Origin of the sequence: Methylobacter sp. Wu1, assembly GCF_036553575.1 — a bacterium.
In the GTDB taxonomy this organism is placed as follows: domain Bacteria; phylum Pseudomonadota; class Gammaproteobacteria; order Methylococcales; family Methylomonadaceae; genus Methylobacter.
This window is the reverse complement of record NZ_JAZHOC010000084.1, coordinates 1-19,581: the sequence shown is the minus strand read 5'-3', so window position 1 is coordinate 19,581 and position 19,581 is coordinate 1. Positions and strand designations below refer to the sequence as shown.

The 19,581-nt window shown below is 53.3% G+C and carries 18 protein-coding genes; 8 read left to right on the top strand and 10 right to left on the bottom strand.

From position 1 onward, the window contains the following. Positions 1-55: 55 nt before the first annotated feature. A complete protein-coding gene (locus V2P20_RS19690; RefSeq protein WP_331821386.1) occupies positions 56-1,222 on the bottom strand; it encodes a PilT/PilU family type 4a pilus ATPase in 1,167 nt (388 codons plus the stop codon). Between the two features lie 123 nt (positions 1,223-1,345). Here V2P20_RS19690 and V2P20_RS19685 point away from each other — a divergent pair, with 123 nt between their 5' ends. From V2P20_RS19685 to V2P20_RS19665, 5 genes are read left to right on the top strand one after another with little or no spacing between them, the layout of a single operon-like run. Beyond that, positions 1,346-2,392, top strand: coding sequence for a tRNA (5-methylaminomethyl-2-thiouridylate)-methyltransferase (locus V2P20_RS19685; protein ID WP_331821384.1), 1,047 nt, complete (start codon positions 1,346-1,348; stop codon positions 2,390-2,392). After that, a complete protein-coding gene (locus V2P20_RS19680) occupies positions 2,389-2,616 on the top strand; it encodes a sulfurtransferase TusA family protein (RefSeq protein ID WP_331821382.1) in 228 nt (75 codons plus the stop codon). The genes V2P20_RS19685 and V2P20_RS19680 overlap by 4 nt, the downstream gene beginning before the upstream one ends. Continuing rightward, a complete protein-coding gene (locus V2P20_RS19675; RefSeq protein ID WP_331821380.1) occupies positions 2,616-3,761 on the top strand; it encodes a cation diffusion facilitator family transporter in 1,146 nt (381 codons plus the stop codon). The genes V2P20_RS19680 and V2P20_RS19675 overlap by 1 nt, the downstream gene beginning before the upstream one ends. 12 nt (positions 3,762-3,773) lie before the next feature. Next, on the top strand, positions 3,774-4,994 hold the full coding sequence (gene argJ, locus V2P20_RS19670; RefSeq protein WP_331821378.1) for a bifunctional glutamate N-acetyltransferase/amino-acid acetyltransferase ArgJ: 1,221 nt from the start codon (positions 3,774-3,776) through the stop codon (positions 4,992-4,994). A 15-nt stretch (positions 4,995-5,009) separates the two neighbouring features. Further along, positions 5,010-5,939 carry a Nudix family hydrolase gene (locus tag V2P20_RS19665; RefSeq protein WP_331821376.1) on the top strand — a complete coding sequence of 310 codons (930 nt, stop codon included), beginning with the start codon at positions 5,010-5,012 and terminating at the stop codon, positions 5,937-5,939. Position 5,940: 1 nt separating this feature from the next. Here the strand turns inward: V2P20_RS19665 and yacG are convergent, their stop codons facing one another. From yacG to V2P20_RS19620, 9 genes are all read right to left on the bottom strand, one after another. Continuing rightward, positions 5,941-6,141 carry a DNA gyrase inhibitor YacG gene (yacG, locus tag V2P20_RS19660; protein WP_027159197.1) on the bottom strand — a complete coding sequence of 67 codons (201 nt, stop codon included), beginning with the start codon at positions 6,139-6,141 and terminating at the stop codon, positions 5,941-5,943. Beyond that, positions 6,142-6,912 carry a cell division protein ZapD gene (gene zapD / locus V2P20_RS19655; protein WP_194968291.1) on the bottom strand — a complete coding sequence of 257 codons (771 nt, stop codon included), beginning with the start codon at positions 6,910-6,912 and terminating at the stop codon, positions 6,142-6,144. 13 nt (positions 6,913-6,925) lie between these two features. After that, on the bottom strand, positions 6,926-7,522 hold the full coding sequence (coaE, locus tag V2P20_RS19650) for a dephospho-CoA kinase (RefSeq protein WP_331821371.1): 597 nt from the start codon (positions 7,520-7,522) through the stop codon (positions 6,926-6,928). Positions 7,523-7,526: 4 nt separating this feature from the next. Further along, positions 7,527-8,402, bottom strand: a complete 876-nt coding sequence (locus V2P20_RS19645) for an A24 family peptidase (protein ID WP_331821426.1) — start codon at positions 8,400-8,402, stop codon at positions 7,527-7,529. An 81-nt stretch (positions 8,403-8,483) separates the two neighbouring features. Then, a complete protein-coding gene (locus tag V2P20_RS19640) occupies positions 8,484-9,704 on the bottom strand; it encodes a type II secretion system F family protein (RefSeq protein WP_331821369.1) in 1,221 nt (406 codons plus the stop codon). Positions 9,705-9,706: 2 nt separating this feature from the next. Then, complete coding sequence (gene pilB, locus V2P20_RS19635; RefSeq protein ID WP_331821367.1) at positions 9,707-11,422, bottom strand: type IV-A pilus assembly ATPase PilB; 1,716 nt, start codon at positions 11,420-11,422, stop codon at positions 9,707-9,709. 127 nt (positions 11,423-11,549) lie between these two features. Continuing rightward, positions 11,550-14,357: a valine--tRNA ligase gene (locus V2P20_RS19630; protein ID WP_331821365.1), complete on the bottom strand. Its 2,808-nt coding sequence runs from the start codon at positions 14,355-14,357 to the stop codon at positions 11,550-11,552. An 82-nt stretch (positions 14,358-14,439) separates the two neighbouring features. Further along, the gene (locus V2P20_RS19625; protein ID WP_331821363.1) at positions 14,440-14,886 is read right to left on the bottom strand and encodes a DNA polymerase III subunit chi; all 447 of its coding nucleotides are present in this window, start codon (positions 14,884-14,886) and stop codon (positions 14,440-14,442) included. A gap of 6 nt (positions 14,887-14,892) precedes the next feature. Then, positions 14,893-16,383 (bottom strand): leucyl aminopeptidase, encoded by a 1,491-nt coding sequence (locus tag V2P20_RS19620; protein ID WP_331821361.1) that lies wholly within the window; start codon positions 16,381-16,383, stop codon positions 14,893-14,895. Positions 16,384-16,512: 129 nt separating this feature from the next. Here V2P20_RS19620 and lptF point away from each other — a divergent pair, with 129 nt between their 5' ends. From lptF to V2P20_RS19605, 3 genes are all read left to right on the top strand, one after another. After that, positions 16,513-17,652, top strand: a complete 1,140-nt coding sequence (lptF, locus tag V2P20_RS19615) for an LPS export ABC transporter permease LptF (RefSeq protein ID WP_331821359.1) — start codon at positions 16,513-16,515, stop codon at positions 17,650-17,652. After that, a complete protein-coding gene (gene lptG / locus V2P20_RS19610) occupies positions 17,649-18,716 on the top strand; it encodes an LPS export ABC transporter permease LptG (protein WP_331821357.1) in 1,068 nt (355 codons plus the stop codon). Before lptF ends, lptG begins: the two co-directional genes overlap by 4 nt. 156 nt (positions 18,717-18,872) lie before the next feature. Then, a complete protein-coding gene (locus tag V2P20_RS19605) occupies positions 18,873-19,469 on the top strand; it encodes a hypothetical protein (protein ID WP_331821355.1) in 597 nt (198 codons plus the stop codon). The last annotated feature ends 112 nt before the right edge of the window (positions 19,470-19,581 follow it).

The following is a 19,581-nucleotide window of genomic DNA, read 5'->3' as shown; positions in this document are numbered from 1 at the left end:
TTGCTGAGGTATGACACATATCAATTGCAGGCGTGCCAAGCTGGCAGACGGGGAATTATTCCGCCGGTTCTTCTCCTTCTTCTTCCTTGTCGATAGCTTCCAGCGCAAAGCTTGAAAAATTGCCGGCCGCATCGGGCGCTCGCGCGGGCGAAACCGAACCGAGTCCTTCAGACAGATTGATTTTCAGTTTGAGGTTATTCGGTGAATCGGAATTGTTCAGCGCTTCTTCAAGCGAAATCCTGCCTTCCTTGAATAGCTTCAGCAAATGGCTGTCGAAGGTCTGCATGCCGACTTCTTCCGATTTCTCCATGGCTTCCTTGATGGCGTGAATTTCGCCTTTCTGTATCAGGTCGCGGATCAGTTGCGTACCCAGCAGAATTTCAATCGCGGCCGTGCGCTTGCCGTCGACGGTAGGCACCAGTCGTTGCGAGACAAATGCCTTCAAGTTCAGCGACAAATCCAGCAGCAATTGATTGCGGCGCTCTTCGGGGAAAAAATTGATGATGCGGTCCAGAGCCTGGTTGGCGTTGTTGGCATGCAGTGTGGACAGGCACAGATGGCCCGTTTCGGCGAAGGCCAGCGCGTGCTCCATGGTTTCCTGGCTGCGGATCTCGCCGATCAGAATGACGTCAGGCGCCTGGCGCAGCGTGTTTTTCAACGCATCTTCGTAGCTCAGCGTATCGACCCCGACTTCGCGCTGGTTGACCAGTGACTTTTTGTGCGGATGGATGTACTCGATCGGGTCTTCGATGGTAATGATATGGCCCGATGAGTTGCTATTGCGATGATCGATCAGTGCCGCCAGCGAAGTCGACTTGCCGGAACCGGTGCCGCCGACGAACAGGATCAGGCCGCGCTTTTCCATGATGGCTTGTTTCAGCACGGGCGGCAGGCCCAGTTTATCGGCATTGGGGATGTCGACTTTGATGTTCCGAATGACCAGCGCCAGATTGCTGCGCTGCTTGAAAATATTGACGCGGAAGCGGCCGATGCCGGGCTCGGAAAGCGCCAGGTTCATTTCGGGTACCTGTTCGAATGCCTTTTGCTGCTCTTCATCCATCAGGCTGTAGGCGATTTCCTTGATGCGCTCCTTGGTCAGCCGGATGTTTTCCAAAGGCTTCAGCGAGCCTTCGAATTTGGCGGCCGGCGGCGCATCCACGGTCAGGTAAAGGTCGGAGCCGTCTTTGAGAACCAGAATTTTAAGGTAGTCTTTGAATTCCATATTGCGATAAATCCCGGGAATAACGATTAAACGCCAAAGTTTAGGCGATAACCGGAGAAGTTGAAGTCGCATTGCCAAATAAACGAGTATAATAGGCTCATTTTTGAGCATTTTTTAAGCGTTATGAGTCAACAAAGAAAAGCGGTGGCGTTGATTTCCGGGGGACTGGATTCGATGCTGGCGGCGAAGACAATTCAGGAGCAGGGCGTCCACGTTGAGGGCATCAACTTCTTTACCGGCTTTTGCGTGGAAGGCCACACGCATGCCATCAGGGCCCGGGACAAGGCCAAGCCCAAACGCAATAACTCGCTGTGGGTCGCCGAACAGCTGGGCATCAAGCTGCATATCGTCGATGTGATCGAGGAATACAAGGACGTGCTGATCAATCCCAAGCACGGCTACGGCGCCAACATGAACCCGTGCCTGGACTGCAAGATATTCATGGTCAACAAGGCCAAGCAGTGGATCGCCGAAAACGGCTTCGACTTCATCATTACCGGCGAAGTGATCGGCCAGCGGCCGATGTCGCAGCGCAAGGAAACCATGCCGATCGTCGCGCGCGAGTCCGGCGCCGACGACTTGCTGCTGCGGCCGTTGTGCGCGAAGAATCTGCCGGCGACCTTGCCTGAGCGCGAAGGCTGGGTCGACAGGGAAAAGCTGTATGATTTCAGCGGCCGGTCGCGCAAGCCGCAGATGGCGCTGGCCGAGCAATACGGCTTCAGCGAATACGCGCAGCCGGCCGGCGGTTGCTGCTTTCTGACCGATGCCAGCTATTCGGCCAAACTGGTCGACTTATGGCAGGCGCGCGACAATAACAGAGCCTATGACCTTGACGACATCATGCTGCTGAAAGTCGGGCGCCATATCCGGCCCCGGCCGAATTTCAAGATGATCGTCGCCAGGGAAGAAGGCGAAGGCCGCTTTCTGCAGGGCTACAAGAAAGAGTTCATGATGATGAGCTGCACGAGCCATAACGGCCCCTTGGTGTTGATCGACGGTTCGCCTTCCGATGAGGATCTGCAGTTGGCGGCTGCGATTACCGCACGCTACGGCCAGGGCCGAGATGCCGATCAGGTCGATGTCAGCATTACGGGCAAAGACGGCTCGGCAAGAACGGTTCAGGTCAAGCCATTGCCTGCCGATCATATTCCCGAGGCGTGGTTCATATGATTAGAGAGACGTTAAACGCAAGGCGTCTGTTGTGTCCGTTGCCGGTTATTCGTACGCAGGACAAGGTAAAGCAGCTCAAGGCCGGCGATCAGCTCGAAGTGATCGGCACCGATCCGGGCGTCATGCAGGACATTCCGGCCTGGTGCCGCATCAACGGCCATAAGGTGCTGGAAACCCGCGCCGATGACGGCGAATATATCATCGTGCTGGAAGTGGGCGGGTAATGGCTGAGGTCTGCGATGCGGCAACCGCTGATAAGCTGAAAGCCAGGGCGACCTATGTCGGGGCGCTGGTCAATATTGTTCAGACCTGCATCAAGATCGGTTTCGGCATCCTGGGACAGTCGGCGGCATTGATTGCCGACGGCATTCATTCCCTGTCGGACTTGCTGAGCGACCTGCTGGTGATTATCGCCATCAGACTGGGCAGCCGCGAAGCGGATCATGAGCATCCATACGGCCATCGCCGCTTTGAGACCATAGCGACGGGTATTCTGGGCGTCGGCCTGATCGCTGTCGCCGGTGCCATTGTCTGGCATGAGATGGAACACATTGCCGCACCGGAAACCTTACATGTGCCGGATGTCCGCACTTTGGGCATTGTAGTCCTCTCCATCCTGATTAATGAATGGCTGTACCACTATACCAAGCGCATCGCCAAAAGGACCCGCTCGAAATTGCTGTTGGCCAATGCCTGGCACCAGCGCAGCGATGCCTTTTCTTCAGTGGTCGTGCTGGTGGGTATTGCGGCTGTGCTGCTGGGCTATCCTTTCGCCGATGCCGTTGCCGCTGCCGTGGTCGCGCTGATGGTGGGCAAGATTGGCTTGAGCCTGGTCTTTGACAGCATCAAGGAACTGGTCGATACGTCTTTGCCGCCCGAGCTGGTTGCTGAAATCCGCGCTGCAATCCATCAGATCGACGGCGTCGAGGGCATCCACCTGCTGCGTACGCGGCAAATGGGCGAAGATGCGTATATCGATGCGCATATCGTCGTCGATCCGCGCATCACGGTATCGGAAGGCCATATGATTGGCGATGCGGTCAGGGATGATCTGATCAGGCGCTTCGATGACGTCATGGATGTGCTGGTGCATGTCGATCCCGAGGATGACGAAGGGATGTCAGGCCGGTCCAGGCCTCTGTTGCGCGGCGACGTGCAGCAGCTGTTGGAGCATTATCTGTCCGACTTCAAGCAGGCGATCGAGGATTTCAGGATTCATTATCTTGATGGGCAGATTGAAATTGAAGTCATTCTGCCTTTCGCCCTCTGCGAACAGCCGCAGCAGCTGGAAAAAATCAAAAAACAGTGCGCGCTGATGAGCGCCAGTGTTAAAAGAATTGATCGAGTTTTCGTATTTTTCAAAACCTAGAAGGATTAAACCATGGCAGTACTCCCTCAGGGATACCACTTTCCGGTCATGCATGAAGTAGCGGGCATTACGCTGGGCACCGCTTGCGCGGGCATCAAGCAGACCGAACGCGATGACATTTTAGTGATACAAATGCCTGAAAACGCAAGCTGCGCGGCCGTGTTCACGCAGAATGCCTTCTGCGCCGCGCCCGTGCATGTGGCGAAAGCGCACCTATCCCAGGCGCCGCGCTGGCTGCTGATCAATTCCGGCAATGCCAATGCCGGCACCGGCAATCAGGGCATGCAGGACGCCTTGGCGACCTGCGCGGATCTGGCCGAGGCGGCGGGCGGCTGCGCCAATCAGGTGCTGCCTTTCTCGACAGGGGTTATTGGTCAGCCCCTGCCTGTAGGGAAAATCAAGACCGCTTTGCCGGCCGCCGTGAAAAATCTTTCGGCTGCCAACTGGGACAAGGCTGCGCGCGCGATCATGACGACCGACACTTTCCCTAAAGGCGTATCCAAAGTTTTCACGATTTCGGGCCAACCGGTCACGATCAACGGCATTTCCAAAGGCGCCGGCATGATTCAACCGAATATGGCGACGATGCTGGGCTTTATGGCTACAGACGCCAAAATAAAGCAGCCGCTTTTGCAGCAGTGTCTGGCTCAGGCTGTGGAGCAATCATTTAACCGCATCACAGTCGACGGCGATACATCGACCAATGATGCCTGCGTCCTGATGGCCAGCGGCTGCTCGGCGGCGCCGGAAATCGAGGCAGGCAGCGATCATTACCGGATTTTTGCCGATGCCGTCATGGAAGTCTGCAAGCAGCTGGCCGAAGCCATCGTCAGGGACGGCGAGGGCGCCACCAAGCTGATGCGTATTATGGTCAAGCAGGCCGCCTCTGATGAGGAAGCCGTACGTGTCGGCAAAACCATCGCACATTCGCCGCTGGTCAAGACGGCTTTCTTCGCCAGCGATCCCAACTGGGGACGGATTCTGGCTGCCGTCGGGCGTGCCGGTGTGGAAAACATGGAGCTCGATAAGGTGCGGATTTATCTGGATGATGTCTGTATCGTCAGGAACGGCGGCCGTGCCGATGACTATACCGAAGAGGCCGGCCAGCGGGTCATGGATCAGCAGGAAATCACCGTAACCGTGACATTGGGACGCGGCGATGCTTGCCAGGAGGTTTTGACCTGCGATTTTTCGTATGATTATGTCAAGATCAATGCGGAATACAGAACTTAATCGACGGTATTGAATATGAAGCCTCTTCAGGTTGCCGTTGGCGTGGTGAAAAATACGGCCGGGCAGATTTTGATTTCATTGCGCGACCGGTCTTTGCATCAAGGCGGCTTATGGGAGTTTCCGGGCGGCAAAATCGAGCCCTTCGAAACAGCCGAACAGGCGTTAAGCCGCGAGCTCAAGGAGGAGCTTGATATCAACGTCGAGGTTGCCAGTCCGTTGATCACCATTGAGCATCAATATCCTGATCTGGCGGTGCAGTTGCATGTGTTTCTGGTGGAACAGTTCTCGGGCCGCGCCAGAGGCTGTGAAGGTCAGCTGTTTAAATGGGTCGGCCCCGATGAACTGGATCAGCATGAATTTCCGGCTGCCAACCGGCCTATTGTCACGGCGGCCCGGTTGCCGGCTTATTATGCGATTCTGGATGATGCCGATGAATCGCTGTTGCTGGTCAATCTGCAAAAAATATTGGATCGGGGCGTCAGGCTGATACAGGCGAGGTTGAAGACGGCGCCTCGACAGGCTGTCGAAAAGTTTATCGAGCGGGCTTATCCTTTGTGCCAGGAGCGGGGGGCTTTGTTATTGATGAATTCCGCTGTGGAGGCGGCCTATGAGCTTAATGCAAGCGGCGTTCATTTAACCAGCCGACACCTGATGGCTATCGGCCAGCGGCCTGGCAACATCAAATGGCTGGCGGCTTCCTGCCATAATCTACAGGAATTGCGGCATGCGCAAGCCATTGGCGTCGACTTTGCTGTGCTGGCGCCCGTGCTGCCGACTGGAACGCATCCTGGAGCCCAGGCACTGGGCTGGCAGCAATTCGCCGATCTGGTTTCCAAGGCTAATTTACCGGTTTATGCCTTAGGAGGCATGTCTCTGTCTTGTCTATCGACAGCACGGCAGGCCGGCGGGCAGGGGATTGCGGCGATCAGGGCATTTCTGGATTAAATTAATGCCAGTCGTTGTTTTCGTCACCGTCCTCTGACAAGGGCTCGCCGGGAATCTTTTTTTCTTCCATGGCCCATTCTCCCAGATCGATCAGTTTACAGCGCTCACAGCAGAAAGGCTTAAATTTCTGCTCGGGCGTCCAGGGCACGGGGCGTTTGCAAGTGGGGCATTTGACGACAAGCGGCTTGTCTGATGACGGCATTTAGAACAGACAGCAGGTCAAGGAAAAAGGAATATCATCCGGCGTTTGTGTCGGACGCTTATCATCCGAAGGCGGCGTCATGAATCGGATAGTGCAGCGGTGTTTGCCGCCGCTGATTTCCGCAAAGCAATGGATGGATTTGTCCACGCTCACTTTCAGCAATTGGAACGGCTGGCTTCTGTCCAGGGATAACTGAAAAAAACCGGCTTCGGCGACTTCCTGGGTCGGCGCATTGCTGTTGCGTATGAAGCTGAGAATCAGATCAATGGCCGTGCGGATATCCGTAAACGGACTGCTCCAGTGCTCCAGGTCCTTCAAACGGACGGACTCATCCTGTTCCAGCCAGTAATGAAATTCAGGCAGATCGAAAGAGCAGGTGCCGCCCGGTATTGAACTGCGCTGGGCGATGCTCTGGAACAAGTCGCTTTCCATGACGTTAATGCCGATTTTGCCGCTGACGGCATAGAGCCGCTTGCTGGTCTGGGTGACCTGGCCCAGCAGCTGCATCAGCTTGTCGGTATCCACATTGTCGCTGCTAGCAACCTTGTTCAGTACCTTGGCATGGCGATCCAGTTCTTTCAGAATTTCCGATTTCAGGTCGTTGCGCCTGAAGATCATCATGATGTCAAGCAGACTGCTGAGTGCGGCGCGTTTGTCGGCCACTGTCGGCCCAACTAGAAAATGATTGAATTGTTGAAACAGTTGTTCGAGCCGTATGAAAACCCGGATTCGTTCATTGAGTGGAAATTCATAGGTGATAAAGTTGTTCACGAATAAGTATATCCTAGCTGGCGCTTAATGAGAGATACAAATTGTGCAGTTTTTTGACTTGTTCTGCAAGTCTATAATCCGATTCCGAATTATCGATAAGATCATCGGCATGCGATTTTCTAAAGTCTCGTGACACCTGGCTGTCGATGATCGACTGGATTCTCTCAAGCGTAAGCTGATCGCGCTTTCTGACGCGCGCTATCTGTATTTCGACCGGACAATCCACGACCAGCACCCGGTCGACAAAATGGGCCATGTTGGTTTCAAACAATAGCGGTATCGCGATGATGCAATAAGGTGCGTCCAGCCTTTCGAGTTCTGCCTGAATGGATTGATAAACCAGGGGATGGAGAATGGCTTCGAGGTTTTGCTTCCGGGCAGGATCGGAAAAAACGGCTTCCCTGAGCCTGGCCCTGTTCAGTGAGCCATCCGGAGCGAGTATGTCGGCGCCGAATTGCAGCGCTATCTGCGCGAGTGCGGGTTGCCCTTTGGCGACAAGCTGATGGGCTATCTGGTCGGCATCGATGACGGGGCTGCCGAGTTCGGCAAACAAGCGTGCGACAGTTGTTTTGCCACAGCCGATGCCTCCGGTCAGGCCGATCTTAAGCATATTTTTATAAGCCTACTTGGGTCAGATAAAGCTGGTTGATGTCATGGCCCCAGAGCAATGCGATCCAGCCTGCCATTGCCAGATAAGGGCCGAACGGGATGGGAATTCTGTGGTCGCGGTTGACGAGAACAACCATGGCGATGCCTATGACCGAACCCACCAGGGATGACAACAGGATAATAACGGGCAGGCTCTGCCAACCCAGCCAGGCGCCGAATAAAGCCAGCAGTTTGAAATCGCCATAGCCCATGCCCTCTTTTCCCGTAACCAGCTTGAACAGATGATAGACAGTCCAGAGCGCCAGATAACCGGCAATGGCTCCTATAATGCTGGCGTGCGCATCAGTAAAGAGTGCAAACAGGCTTAAAAATAATCCCAGCCATAATGCCGGCAGCGTGATGGAATCCGGCAGTAAATGATGGTCAATATCGATGCCGCTTAATGCGATCAGCGACCAGGTCAGCACCAGGGCAAAGGCCGTTTGCGGCGTATAGCCGAAATGCCAGGCCACGATGACAGATGCGGCCGCCGTGAAAGCTTCTATTATCGGATAGCGCAAAGAAATAGGCGTCCGGCATTGCGCGCATCTACCCTTTAAAAATAAATAGCTGATAACGGGTATGTTTTGATGCGGCTTGATGGGTGTATTGCAGTTTGGGCAGTGCGACAGCGGGAAAGCCAGATTGAAAGATTCTGTTTCAGGCGTTTCTTCCTGGCTAAGCTCCAGGTATTCCATGCAGTCCTTTTTCCAGTTTCGCTGCATCATGATCGGCAATCGGTAGATGACGACATTGAGAAAACTGCCGACCATTAGGCCAATAATGCCTGCCAGTACGGATAGGATATAAGGGGAATTTAAAAGGATACTCAGCTGTTGCATCATGTGTTCTGGAAAAAGAAACGCCCCATTTTGCTGGAGCGCAGGTTGAATGATTAATAATTTTACCGCTATTTTAACGGTTTAGCCCACAGCCGCGCCGAGTTTGAAAATAGGCAGATACATGGCAACGATCAGGCCGCCGACCAGGATGCCCAAGATTACCATGATAATGGGTTCCATCAGGCTGCTTAAATTATCGACCAGATTGTCGACTTCTTCTTCATAAAAATCGGCCACTTTGGCCAGCATTTCATCGATAGAGCCCGATTCTTCGCCGATGGCAAGCATCTGCATGACCATGTGAGGGAACAGTTGGGTTTGCTGCATGGCAAATTGCAGGCGCTGTCCCATGGCTACTTCTTCACGCATTCTCAGAACCGCGTCGGCGTAAATAATGTTGCCGCAAGCGCCGGCCACTGACTCCAGCGCTTCCACCAGCGGCACGCCGGCTGCGGACATCGTCGATAGGGTTCTTGAGAAGCGGGCGATGGCCGACTTGTGCAAGATCATACCAATTATGGGTATTTTCAGGAACATTTTATCCATGAAGTGGTTGAACGGCCGCGAGCGTTTCTGGAAGAAAAGATAGGTATAGATGGCCACGCCGATGCTGCCGAAAAATAGCCACCACCATTCCTGCATCCATTCCGATATGCCGATTACAAACATTGTGAACGCCGGCAAGTCGGCGCCAAAGCTCTGGAAAAGTTCTTGAAAAACAGGCACGACAAAAAGCAGCAGAATGGCCGTGACGATGAATGCGACAACCAATACCGCAATAGGATAAGTCAGCGCTTTCTTGATTTTCTTTTTCAGGGATTCGGTTTTTTCCTTGTAAGTCGCGATCTTATCCAGCAGCGTTTCCAGTACCCCGGCCTGCTCGCCCGCCTGGACCAGGTTGCAGAAAAGTTCATCAAATTGCTGCGGCCGCTTGTTAAGGGCTTCAGCCAAAGTGGCGCCGCCTTCAATATCCGCTTTAATCTCCAACAGCATTTTCTGCATGCTGGGATTGTCGTGCCCTTTGCCGATGATGTCGAAAGACTGCACTAAAGGCACGCCCGCTTCCAGCATGGTCGCCAATTGCCGGGCAAAGACCGCTATATCGCCTGGCGTGATTGATTGCACTCTGGCGCCGAATAAGGGCTTGGGTTTTTTCTTGAGTTTGGTGACGCGTATACCCATGCGTCTTAAATCCGTTCTCGCGATCATCTCGCTTTTTGCAGTAATCAACCCCTTGGTTTTTTTTCTGCTTTTGTCGACGCCTTCCCAGATGAAATCCAGCTGTTCGGTTTGTTCTGCCATAATTATTCCTTCGTTACGCGGTCAATTTCTTCGAGAGTCGTAATACCCATGCGCACCTTGTTCAAGCCCGATGCCCGCAAATCATTGATGCCTTCGGACTTTGCCTGCTCTGCGAGCTGCATGGCATTGCCGCCTTCAAGAATGAGCGAGCGCATTTTTTCGCTCAATGTCATGACTTGATAGATGCCGACCCGGCCTTTATAGCCGTTCGTACAATGCTCACAGCCTACAGGGCTGAAGAGTTGCAGATTATCCAGCTCTTCCTCTCTAAAACCTGCAGAGACTAGGGCCTTGGCCGGATAGTCGGCCGGTTTCTTGCAATGCTCGCACAGGCGTCGCGCCAGGCGCTGAGCCATAATCAGGTTGACGGCCGAGACGATATTGAAAGGCGGAATGCCCATCTGCATGAGGCGGTTCAATGTTTGCGGGGCGTCATTGGTATGCAGGGTCGATAACACCAAGTGGCCTGTCTGTGCCGCTTTGATGGCGATTTCCGCAGTTTCCAGGTCGCGGATCTCGCCGACCATGATGATATCGGGGTCCTGGCGCAAAAAGGCGCGCAGGGCCGAAGCGAACGTCAGGCCCGCCTTGGGATTCATATTGACCTGATTGATGCCTTCTACCGTGATTTCAACAGGGTCCTCGGCCGTGGAAATATTGCGCTCGATGCTGTTGAGGATGTTCAGGCCTGTATAGAGTGAGACTGTTTTACCGCTGCCGGTTGGTCCGGTAACGAGGACTAGGCCGTAGGGCTTATGAATCGCTTCAAGAAACAGTTTTTCCTGTTCCGGTTCAAAACCCAGCTTTTCAATGCCGATTTGGGCGCTGGTGGGGTCCAGAATACGCAAGACGACTTTTTCGCCGAATAAGGTAGGACAGGTGTTGACTCGAAAGTCAATCGCACGATTCTTCGATAAGGACATCTTAATACGGCCGTCCTGCGGAACCCGACGTTCGGCGATATCCATCCTGGCCATGACTTTGATGCGCGAGATAATGCGGTTCGCGGCGCTGGTCGGCGGACTGGCGACTTCATGCAGGATGCCGTCAGACCTGAACCGGATACGGAAGTTTTTTTCATAAGGTTCCAGATGAATGTCGGAAGCGCCTTTTTTTATCGAATCCAGCAGGATTTTATTGACGAAACGCACAATGGGGGCATCGTCAATTTCAGAATTGATATCCTCATTCGCATTTTCATCGCCGCCGGTAATATTCAGTTTTTCCAGATCTTCGTCGAGCAGAAGATCTTTCATGGACGTATCGGATGCCGCTTCTAAAGAGGTTTCTATCGCCTTGACGAGCTTGTTTTCCTCGACCAGTATGGCTTCGGGTTTAAGCAGGCTGTGAAACTTGATGTCATCGAATGCCTGGAAATTGGTCGGATCGGAGACCGCTACAAATAGGGTTTTGCCGCGTATAAACAGCGGCAGCACATGATGCTGACGAATCAGTTTTTCGCTGATCACTTTGACGGGCAGGTTGCGGCAGTCTATCGCATCCAGATCGAAAAAAGGTATGCCGAATTCAGTGGAGGCTTTGGTTGCTGCGGCTCTGCTGTCCACAAAATTATTGGCGACCAGATAGGAAATGAGCGGGATTTTTCTTTTTTGCGCTTCCTGAATGTGGATTTGGGCATCATTTTCAGACAGCAGGCCGCCTTGAATTAAGCATTTTGCGAGACCATTGAATTGTAGATCGGTTAATACGGTAGCCATGCGGTAGTCATGCGATTAGTTTAATGCAACTAAAGCAAATATAGATCAAATAGGAGGTTTGTCCAATGAATAGGACAAAAAGAGAGGATACAGGGGGAAAGCGTTTTCCCCCTGTGTTTCGGCGCCTTTATAAGGCCTGTATTTTGCGGTGCTGTTCTTCGAGGTTGTTCAATGACGAACGTAAATCGGCCAGCTTGGCTTTTTCCTTATCGATTACATCGGCCGGCGCTTTATCGATGAAGGCTGGATTGCTTAATTTGCCTTCGATTCTGGGCAGTTCCTTAATGATTTTCTGAATTTCCTTGTCCAGTCGCGCCAGTTCGGCTTCTTTATCGATCAAGCCGGCCATCGGAATCAGGATTTTCATGTCGCCGACCAGCGCTATCGCCGATTCGGGCGTCACTGCATCGTTATCAAGCCAGCTTATCGATTCAAGACGGCCCAGTTTCAGCAAATAGACCTGATTGTTGGCCAGGCTGCTTTTATCGGCATTCGAGCCGTTCTGCAAAAGGACCGGCAGAGGTTTGCCCGGCGCTATGTTCATCTCGCCGCGGATACGGCGCACGCCCAGAATAAAGTTCATAACCCAGTTGATTTCAGCAATGGCAGTCGTATCGATCTGAGCTTCATCGGCTACGGGATAAGGTTGTAGCATAATAGTCTCTGCCTCTAAGCCTGCCAATGGCGCGACGCGCTGCCAGATTTCCTCGGTAATGAACGGCATCAACGGATGCGCCAGACGCAACACGTTTTCCAGCACCATCAACAGCGTTCGGCGCGTGCCGCGTTGCAAAGCTTCATTGTCAGATTGCAGCGAAATCTTGGCCAGTTCCAGATACCAGTCGCAGTACTCGTTCCAGGTAAACTCATAAATGGCCTGGGCCGCCAGATCGAAACGGTAGTTGTCGATGGCGTTGCTCGTGGCAGCGATGACCTGATGCAGTCGGGCAGTAATCCAGCGGTCGACTTGCGTGTATTCGCAAGCGCCCGACAGACCGTTATCCTGGCCTTCGGTATTCATGAGCACGTAGCGCGCGGCATTCCAGAGCTTGTTGCAGAAGTTGCGATAGCCTTCGGTACGGGCCAGGTCGAAGCGGATATCGCGGCCGGTCGAAGCCAGCGAGGCGAACGTGAAGCGCAGCGCATCGGTTCCGAAAGACGGAATGCCGTCCGGGAACTGTTTGCGCGTGGCCTGCTCGATTTTTTTGGCCAGATGCGGCTGCATCATGCCGGAGACGCGTTTGGCCACCAGAGCTTCCAGATCGATGCCGTCGATGATATCGATGGGATCGAGCACGTTGCCTTTGGATTTGGACATCTTCTGGCCTTCGGCATCACGCACCAGGCCGTGAATATAGACTTCCTTGAACGGCACGTCGCCCTGGAACTTCAGCCCCATCATGATCATGCGCGCGACCCAGAAGAAGATGATGTCGAAGCCGGTGACCAGGACGCTGGACGGGTAATGTCTGGCCAGCTCGGGCGTGTTGTCAGGCCAGCCCAAGGTCGAGAACGGCCAAAGGGCTGATGAGAACCAGGTGTCCAGCACATCTTCATCCTGCTTCAGCGCGTAGTCGGCCGGCAGGTTGTGTTTGGTGCGGATTTCCTGTTCGGAGCGGCCGACGTAGGTGTTGCCCTGATCGTCATACCAGGCAGGAATCCGGTGCCCCCACCAGATCTGCCGGGAAATGCACCAGTCCTGAATGTTGCGCATCCAGTCGAAATAGGTGTTTTTCCAGTTATCGGGCACGAATTTAATGTCGCCGTTTTCAACGGCTTCAATGGCCGGTTTAGCCAGCGGCTCGACTCTGACGTACCACTGATCGGTCAGCAGCGGCTCGATGACGCTGCCGGTACGGTCACCGCGCGGCACCATCAGTTTGTGGTCGACGATTTTTTCCAGCAGGCCCTGGGCTTCCAGATCGGCGACCATCTGCTTGCGCGCTTCGAAACGGTCCAAACCAATGTATTTTGCAGGGATCAGGTCGCCTTCCGCGTCCAGATTGCCGCGCACGGTGGCGTCGGCCGTAAAGATATTGATCAGGCCGCCGTGCGGCAGTTCGCTGATGGCTGAGGCGTTGCGGTGCCGCGTCCAGACTTCGTAGTCGTTGAAGTCGTGGGCCGGCGTGATCTTGACGCAGCCGGTGCCGAACTCGGGATCGACATACTCGTCGGCAATAACGGGAATGCGCCGGCCCGTCAGCGGCAGTTCAACAAACTCGCCGATCAGGTGCTTGTAGCGCTCGTCATGCGGATGAATCGCGACGGCGGCATCGCCGAGCAGGGTTTCCGGGCGGGTCGTGGCTACGATCAGATGCCCCTGGCCATTGGACAGCGGATAGCGCATGTACCACATCGAACCGTTTTCTTCTTCCGACAGCACTTCCAGGTCCGACACGGCCGTATGCAGGACCGGGTCCCAGTTCACCAGGCGCTTGCCGCGATAGATCAGGCCTTCTTCGTACAGGCGGATAAAGACCTCCTGAACGGCTTCGGACATGCCCTCGTCCATGGTGAAACGCTCCCGGTTCCAGTCCAGCGAAGAGCCCATGCGGCGCAATTGGCGCGTAATCGTGCCGCCCGATTGTTCTTTCCATTCCCAGATTTTTTCGATGAATTTTTCGCGGCCGTAATCATGGCGGGTTTTGCCCTCGGCATTGATCAGGCGTTCAACGACCATCTGCGTGGCGATGCCGGCGTGGTCGGTGCCGGGCTGCCATAAGGTGCTGCAGCCTTTCATACGGTGATAACGCGTCAGCGCATCCATGATCGTATCCTGAAACGCATGTCCCATGTGCAGGCTGCCGGTGACATTGGGCGGCGGAATCATGATGCAATAAGATTCGCCGTCCTCTCTGGCGGCAAAATAGCCTTTTTCTTCCCAGATTTTATACCAGCGTTGTTCAATTGAATGGGGAGCGTATGTTTTATCCATGGATGTGTTGTGTTCTTGTAAAAGTTATGCGTTTAAGAAGCAAGGTTATCGGTTGTTGCGCCTTATATCTCAAATTTTCATGCTAAATCTTGTGCGTGGCAATAGCCAGCCCCAACTGCTGATACTGGCGGTAGCGTTGCCGGCCGGCCTCTTTGGTTTCCTCGCTGTCATCGAGAATTTCCAAGATGCGCTCTGTCTGTTCGAGGCCCTGCGGGCATTGCGAAGAAAGGTTGATCACGGTTTTCTGCCAGTGTTCAGGCGCCTTCTGCGTGCCGATCAGAATGACATGGCGTTCCCATTCCGCACGCGGGTGCGAGAATGTCTCGCTCCTATAGCGTTCGTGCGGGATGAAACTGCCTGCCCGGAAAGTCCAGAGCAGGTTGTCCATGATTTCGCTTTGTTCGGCCGAATCGGTCAGCACATAGCAGAAGTGGCCGCTACGGTAGGCTTTTTCTATCAGTTTGCAGGCAAACAGATACCGTTCCTGTTGCGAGCGTGACGGCAATAGATAAAAGCTGACTTCCGGCATGCGCTTTTAGGCCTTGGGCATGCGGTTAATCAGATATTGGCTCAACAGCGGAACGGGGCGGCCGGTCGCGCCTTTGGCCGGGCCGGTACGCCAGGCCGTGCCGGCGATATCCAGATGCGCCCAGCGGAAGTTCTCGGCAAAACGCGACAGGAAACAAGCCGCCGTAATGGTGCCGGCATCTTTGCCGCCGATATTGGCCATGTCGGCAAAATTGGATTTGAGCAGTTCCTGGTATTCTTCCCACAGCGGCAGGCGCCAGAGACTGTCGGTGGCCGTCTCGCTGGCTGCGAGCAGTTCATTGCACAATCTGTCGTCGTTGCCGAGCAAGCCGCTGGGCACACGGCCTAAAGCCACCAGGCAGGCGCCGGTCAGGGTCGCTAGGTCAATGACCACATCGGGGTTGTAGCGTTCTGCATAGGTCAGCGTATCGCAAAGGATCAGACGGCCTTCGGCATCCGTGTTCAAGACTTCGATGGTCTTGCCGGACATGCTGGTCAGAATGTCGCCGGGCTTGTCGGCATTGCCATCAGGCAGGTTTTCCGTTGACGGGATCAGGCCGACGATATTGAGCGGCAGGTCCATTTGCGCGGCAGCCTGTAGCGTGCCCAACACGGCCGCGCCGCCGCACATGTCGTATTTCATTTCATCCATGCCCGCCCCCGGCTTCAGGGAAATGCCTCCGGCATCGAAGGTGAGCCCTTTGCCGATCAGGACAATCGGCTTGCCGTTTTTATCGCCGCCCTGGTATTCCAGCGTGATCAGCTTGGCGGGCTGGCGGCTGCCGCGCGCGACGGCCAGCAAAGCGCCCATGCCGAGCTTTTCCATATCGGCTTCTTCCAGCACATTCACATTGAGTTTGCCGAATTTTTTGCCCAGTTCGACCGCTTGTTCGGCAAGGTAGGTTGGGGTGCAGATATTGCCGGGCAGGTCGGCCAGGTGTTTGGTTAAATTGACGCCTTCGGCAATGGCTCGACCCTGCTCCAGTCCCGCTTGCGCCAGGGCGCTTTCGCTTTGCGGCGCGCAGATGCAGACCTTCTCGATCTTGCTTTCCGTTTCCTTGTCGGACTTCAGGTGGGTGAATTGATAGACGGCATCGCTGAAGACTTCGATGATCTGGCGCGTTTTCCACTGCCAATCGCCGGTTGTTACATCACATTCAGCCAGGCAGCAGGCGACGGATTTTATTTGCGGCTTTTTCAGACTATTAATGGCTGCTGCCAGCGCCTTGCGGTAATTCTTGCCCGATAAAGGCTCTTTTTTGCCCAGACCGACCAGTAAAATGCGTTCGATGGCGCTGTCGGGCACGACGTTGATTAGGACGGTTTCGCCGTTTTTTCCGCTGATATCTCCACGGCTGACGATGTTGCTGATGATTCCCTGAGTACTGGCGTCGAGGGCGATGGCCGACGGACTCAGTTGCTGATCCTCGTAAACGCCAACAATAACACAGTCAGATTGCAGTTTTTCTAAAGGCGTGATTTCTATAGAATAGTCCATAATTTTTTATCGTGTAGTTGCGAGAGAAGGGTTATCTTGAGCAAGTCGTCTTAGACGGCCGCTGCCAAGATGGGCTGTTTGTTTTTCGGATTATACAACACAAATATATTTTGATGGGGAGACAGGCTTTTGGGAGCAGATTGGCCGCAAGGCTATAAAATGGGACGGCGTTCGTTGATCACCGTTCTGGATAAGATGATTATGCGCGATTTGATCAAGACATTGCTAGCTGTTTTGAGCGTGATTGTCGTCATAATCGTCAGTCGGAAATTTATCAAAATTCTGGATAAAGCAATCGAAGGACAGGTATCTAATGAAACATTGTTGAGCATCCTGGGTTTGAAAATAGTCGTTGCCAGCATTGCGTTCCTGCCGGCCGCTTTGTTCATGGCCGTATTGATGGTGCTGGGCCGTATGTACAGAGATCAGGAGATGTCGGCAATCTCTTCCGCCGGCGGCGGCGCGGGCACTATTTATCGGGCCGTATTCCTGCTGGTTTTTCCGTTGAGCGTAGTGTCGGCAGGGCTCTCAATGTATGTGGCGCCCTGGGCTGAAGCGAGGACAGAGGGGATAATGCATCAGGATGAGCAGTCTGCCGATATCAGAGGCGTCGCGGCGGGAAAGTTCAGCGAATACAGTCAGGGCGATCTGGTTTTTTATGTGGAGAAGATCGGTGACGATAAAAAGATGCACAAAGTTTTTGTGCAGCATCGGCAACGTAATGGCAAACAAGCGATTATCAATGCCGAATCAGGCCGGCTGGAAGATTTAAAAGATGGCCGTTACATAATTCTGGAGCAGGGCGAGCGCATACAGGGGCAGCCGGGAGCGGTGGATTATGTGATTGAAAACTTTGCCGAATACGCCGTCAGGCTGGATGAGAAAAGTTCAGTCATCAATGTGAGCCGCGAGGCGATTCCGATGAATGTGCTGAAGAATTCTAACGCCATACGCGACATTGCAGAATTGCAGCGCCGCTATTCCATTCCTTTGAGCATGATTTTCCTTACGCTTCTTGCCGTGCCGTTGGCGCAGAGCGCGCCCAGAGGCGGCGTTTACGGCAATATGACGGTCGCCTTTTTGATCTATTTCAGTTACGGAAATCTTATCCGCGTCAGCCAGAGTTGGGTCATTAACGAGACCATTCCTGCCTGGCTGGGCGGTGTCGGGGTTTATTGGATATTGTTGCTGGTCGGCATTGGGTTATTGATCAAACTGTACGGATGGCAGTGGGTTAAGATGAAAATCAGGGAAAAGGTGACAAGGTGAATGTATTAACGAAGTATGTCGTCAAGGAGATTTTAAAAGGTTCGCTGATTGCGATTCTATTATTATTGACACTGTTTAATCTGTTCACCTTTAGCGATGAGTTAAAGGATCTGGGAAAAGGGCATTATGGCTTAAAGGAGATCTTTTCCTATCTGGCGCTGACTTCTCCCCGGGTTTTTTATGAGTTGATGCCGTCGTCGGCGTTGCTGGGCAGTTTGTTCATATTGGGCGCCATGGGCAACAATCGCGAATTGATCGCCATGCGCGCGGCTGGGCTGTCCGTTCTGGGCATTATTAAAGCGGTGATGCTGGCCGGTGCTATTCTGGTAGTAATTTCCATTGTCGTCGGCGAGTTTGTGGCGCCTTTGACTGAACGTACGGCGCAAATGATCAAATCGACTGCCCAGAATGAGCAAGTTTCCATGAATTACCGGTATGGTCTTTGGTTGCGGGAAGGCGGTAAATTCATCAATGTCAGGCAAATCATCGATGATGGGCATCTCGCTGACATCAGTATTTATGAACTGGATGACCAGCGCCGGTTGCGCCAATCTGTGCATGCGGACAAGGCGACTTTTTTAAAGGATCAGCAGTGGAAACTGGAAGGCATCAGGCAATCACAGATTTCAACAGAGCAAATGGCCGCCAGTGCACAGAGCGAGCAGGTCTGGAAATCATCGATTGCGCCGGATTTGCTGAAGGTTGTTGTCGTAAGCCCTGACAACATGTCCTTATATGATCTGGCGATGTACATTGATTTTCTTAAGGAAAATCATCAAAAATCCCATTCCTTTGAACTGGCTTTCTGGGGGCGCGTCGTCAATCCGCTGGTCACCTTCATCATGCTGCTGGTTTCGGCGCCGTTCGTGATAGGCGTTAAACGAGGCGTCAGCGTCGGCGGCAGGATGATGGTAGGGGTAATCATCGGCATGGGCTTCAATATTTTCGACAAAATCGTCGGGCACATGGGGTTAATTTATGACCTTAATCCTCCGTTGATGGCGTTTCTCCCCAGCCTGATAGTCTTGGGGCTGGCTCTGTTCGCCATGCGGCGCGTGCAATAAACGGGCAGGGCAGAATCTAAATTCCGCCCTGCTTAATTCCATCCTCAATATTTCTTCAATATTTTACAAGGATGCTGAAGGGTTAAAAATATAATGAAAACGCTACTATACTGAATGCCACAGTCAGCGTTACTTGTATATTTATTGAGGGGGACAATGGACAATTCAAGATTCAGGACGGCGCCGGATCTAAGCGATTATAAAATTCCATTTGCGCTTAACAGGCAAGCGCTCACCGACTGGCTGCGCGCCTTGTCCATAAAGCGGGATTACAATTCGGGCAAAGAAGTTTTCTGTCTCTTGCAAGCTTTCACCCGCATTGAGATCGATCCTCAGCAGCATTTGGCTTATTTGCAGGAAATCGATACTTGCCTGGAAGATCTTGTCGGACAGTTGGAAAAAAGCTATCTGGACGCTGGATTTCCTCTCGGTATGGACGAGCGGGCGCATGTCGATATTGTTACATTTGCCTACACGATGCTGGCTGAAAATTATTCACTTTCAGGACACAGATCAATTGAGCGGCTTGATGCGCCTGAATTGGCTTTCTATCTGGCTTTACGGGCGGCAGGCAGGGCTTTGCTGCATATGTCGCAGGTTTATATGCAGCCCTATGAGGGGTTCTGGCTTTTCTGTTACCGGATTTATTCACTAGCCGAGAAAGCGGGTTTTCTGGATGTGAAAATTAAATCCGGAGAATTCAAAGGTAAAACTGTCCATGCCGCTTTTAAGCACATTCTGACGTTTCAATAGTTCGGACACTTTTATGCGGCAATCGTCCCGTAGTCACTGAATTCGTCAAATAGTTGGGCTATTTTTTCGCAATCTCTGCTCAGGCCTAACTTGTCGAAAAGTCGTAACAGCA

Bases quoted from the DNA above. Each gene is read 5' to 3' on its own strand.
- pilB (WP_331821367.1), bottom strand. From the start codon at position 11,422: ATGGCTACCGTATTAACCGATCTACAATTCAATGGTCTCGCAAAATGC.
- V2P20_RS19685 (WP_331821384.1), top strand. From the start codon at position 1,346: ATGAGTCAACAAAGAAAAGCGGTGGCGTTGATTTCCGGGGGACTGGAT.
- argJ (WP_331821378.1), top strand. From the start codon at position 3,774: ATGGCAGTACTCCCTCAGGGATACCACTTTCCGGTCATGCATGAAGTA.
- V2P20_RS19630 (WP_331821365.1), bottom strand. From the start codon at position 14,357: ATGGATAAAACATACGCTCCCCATTCAATTGAACAACGCTGGTATAAA.
- V2P20_RS19665 (WP_331821376.1), top strand. From the start codon at position 5,010: ATGAAGCCTCTTCAGGTTGCCGTTGGCGTGGTGAAAAATACGGCCGGG.
- yacG (WP_027159197.1), bottom strand. From the start codon at position 6,141: ATGCCGTCATCAGACAAGCCGCTTGTCGTCAAATGCCCCACTTGCAAA.
- V2P20_RS19605 (WP_331821355.1), top strand. From the start codon at position 18,873: ATGGACAATTCAAGATTCAGGACGGCGCCGGATCTAAGCGATTATAAA.
- V2P20_RS19640 (WP_331821369.1), bottom strand. From the start codon at position 9,704: ATGGCAGAACAAACCGAACAGCTGGATTTCATCTGGGAAGGCGTCGAC.
- V2P20_RS19690 (WP_331821386.1), bottom strand. From the start codon at position 1,222: ATGGAATTCAAAGACTACCTTAAAATTCTGGTTCTCAAAGACGGCTCC.
- V2P20_RS19645 (WP_331821426.1), bottom strand. From the start codon at position 8,402: ATGCAACAGCTGAGTATCCTTTTAAATTCCCCTTATATCCTATCCGTA.
- V2P20_RS19680 (WP_331821382.1), top strand. From the start codon at position 2,389: ATGATTAGAGAGACGTTAAACGCAAGGCGTCTGTTGTGTCCGTTGCCG.
- coaE (WP_331821371.1), bottom strand. From the start codon at position 7,522: ATGCTTAAGATCGGCCTGACCGGAGGCATCGGCTGTGGCAAAACAACT.
- V2P20_RS19625 (WP_331821363.1), bottom strand. From the start codon at position 14,886: ATGCCGGAAGTCAGCTTTTATCTATTGCCGTCACGCTCGCAACAGGAA.
- V2P20_RS19620 (WP_331821361.1), bottom strand. From the start codon at position 16,383: ATGGACTATTCTATAGAAATCACGCCTTTAGAAAAACTGCAATCTGAC.
- V2P20_RS19675 (WP_331821380.1), top strand. From the start codon at position 2,616: ATGGCTGAGGTCTGCGATGCGGCAACCGCTGATAAGCTGAAAGCCAGG.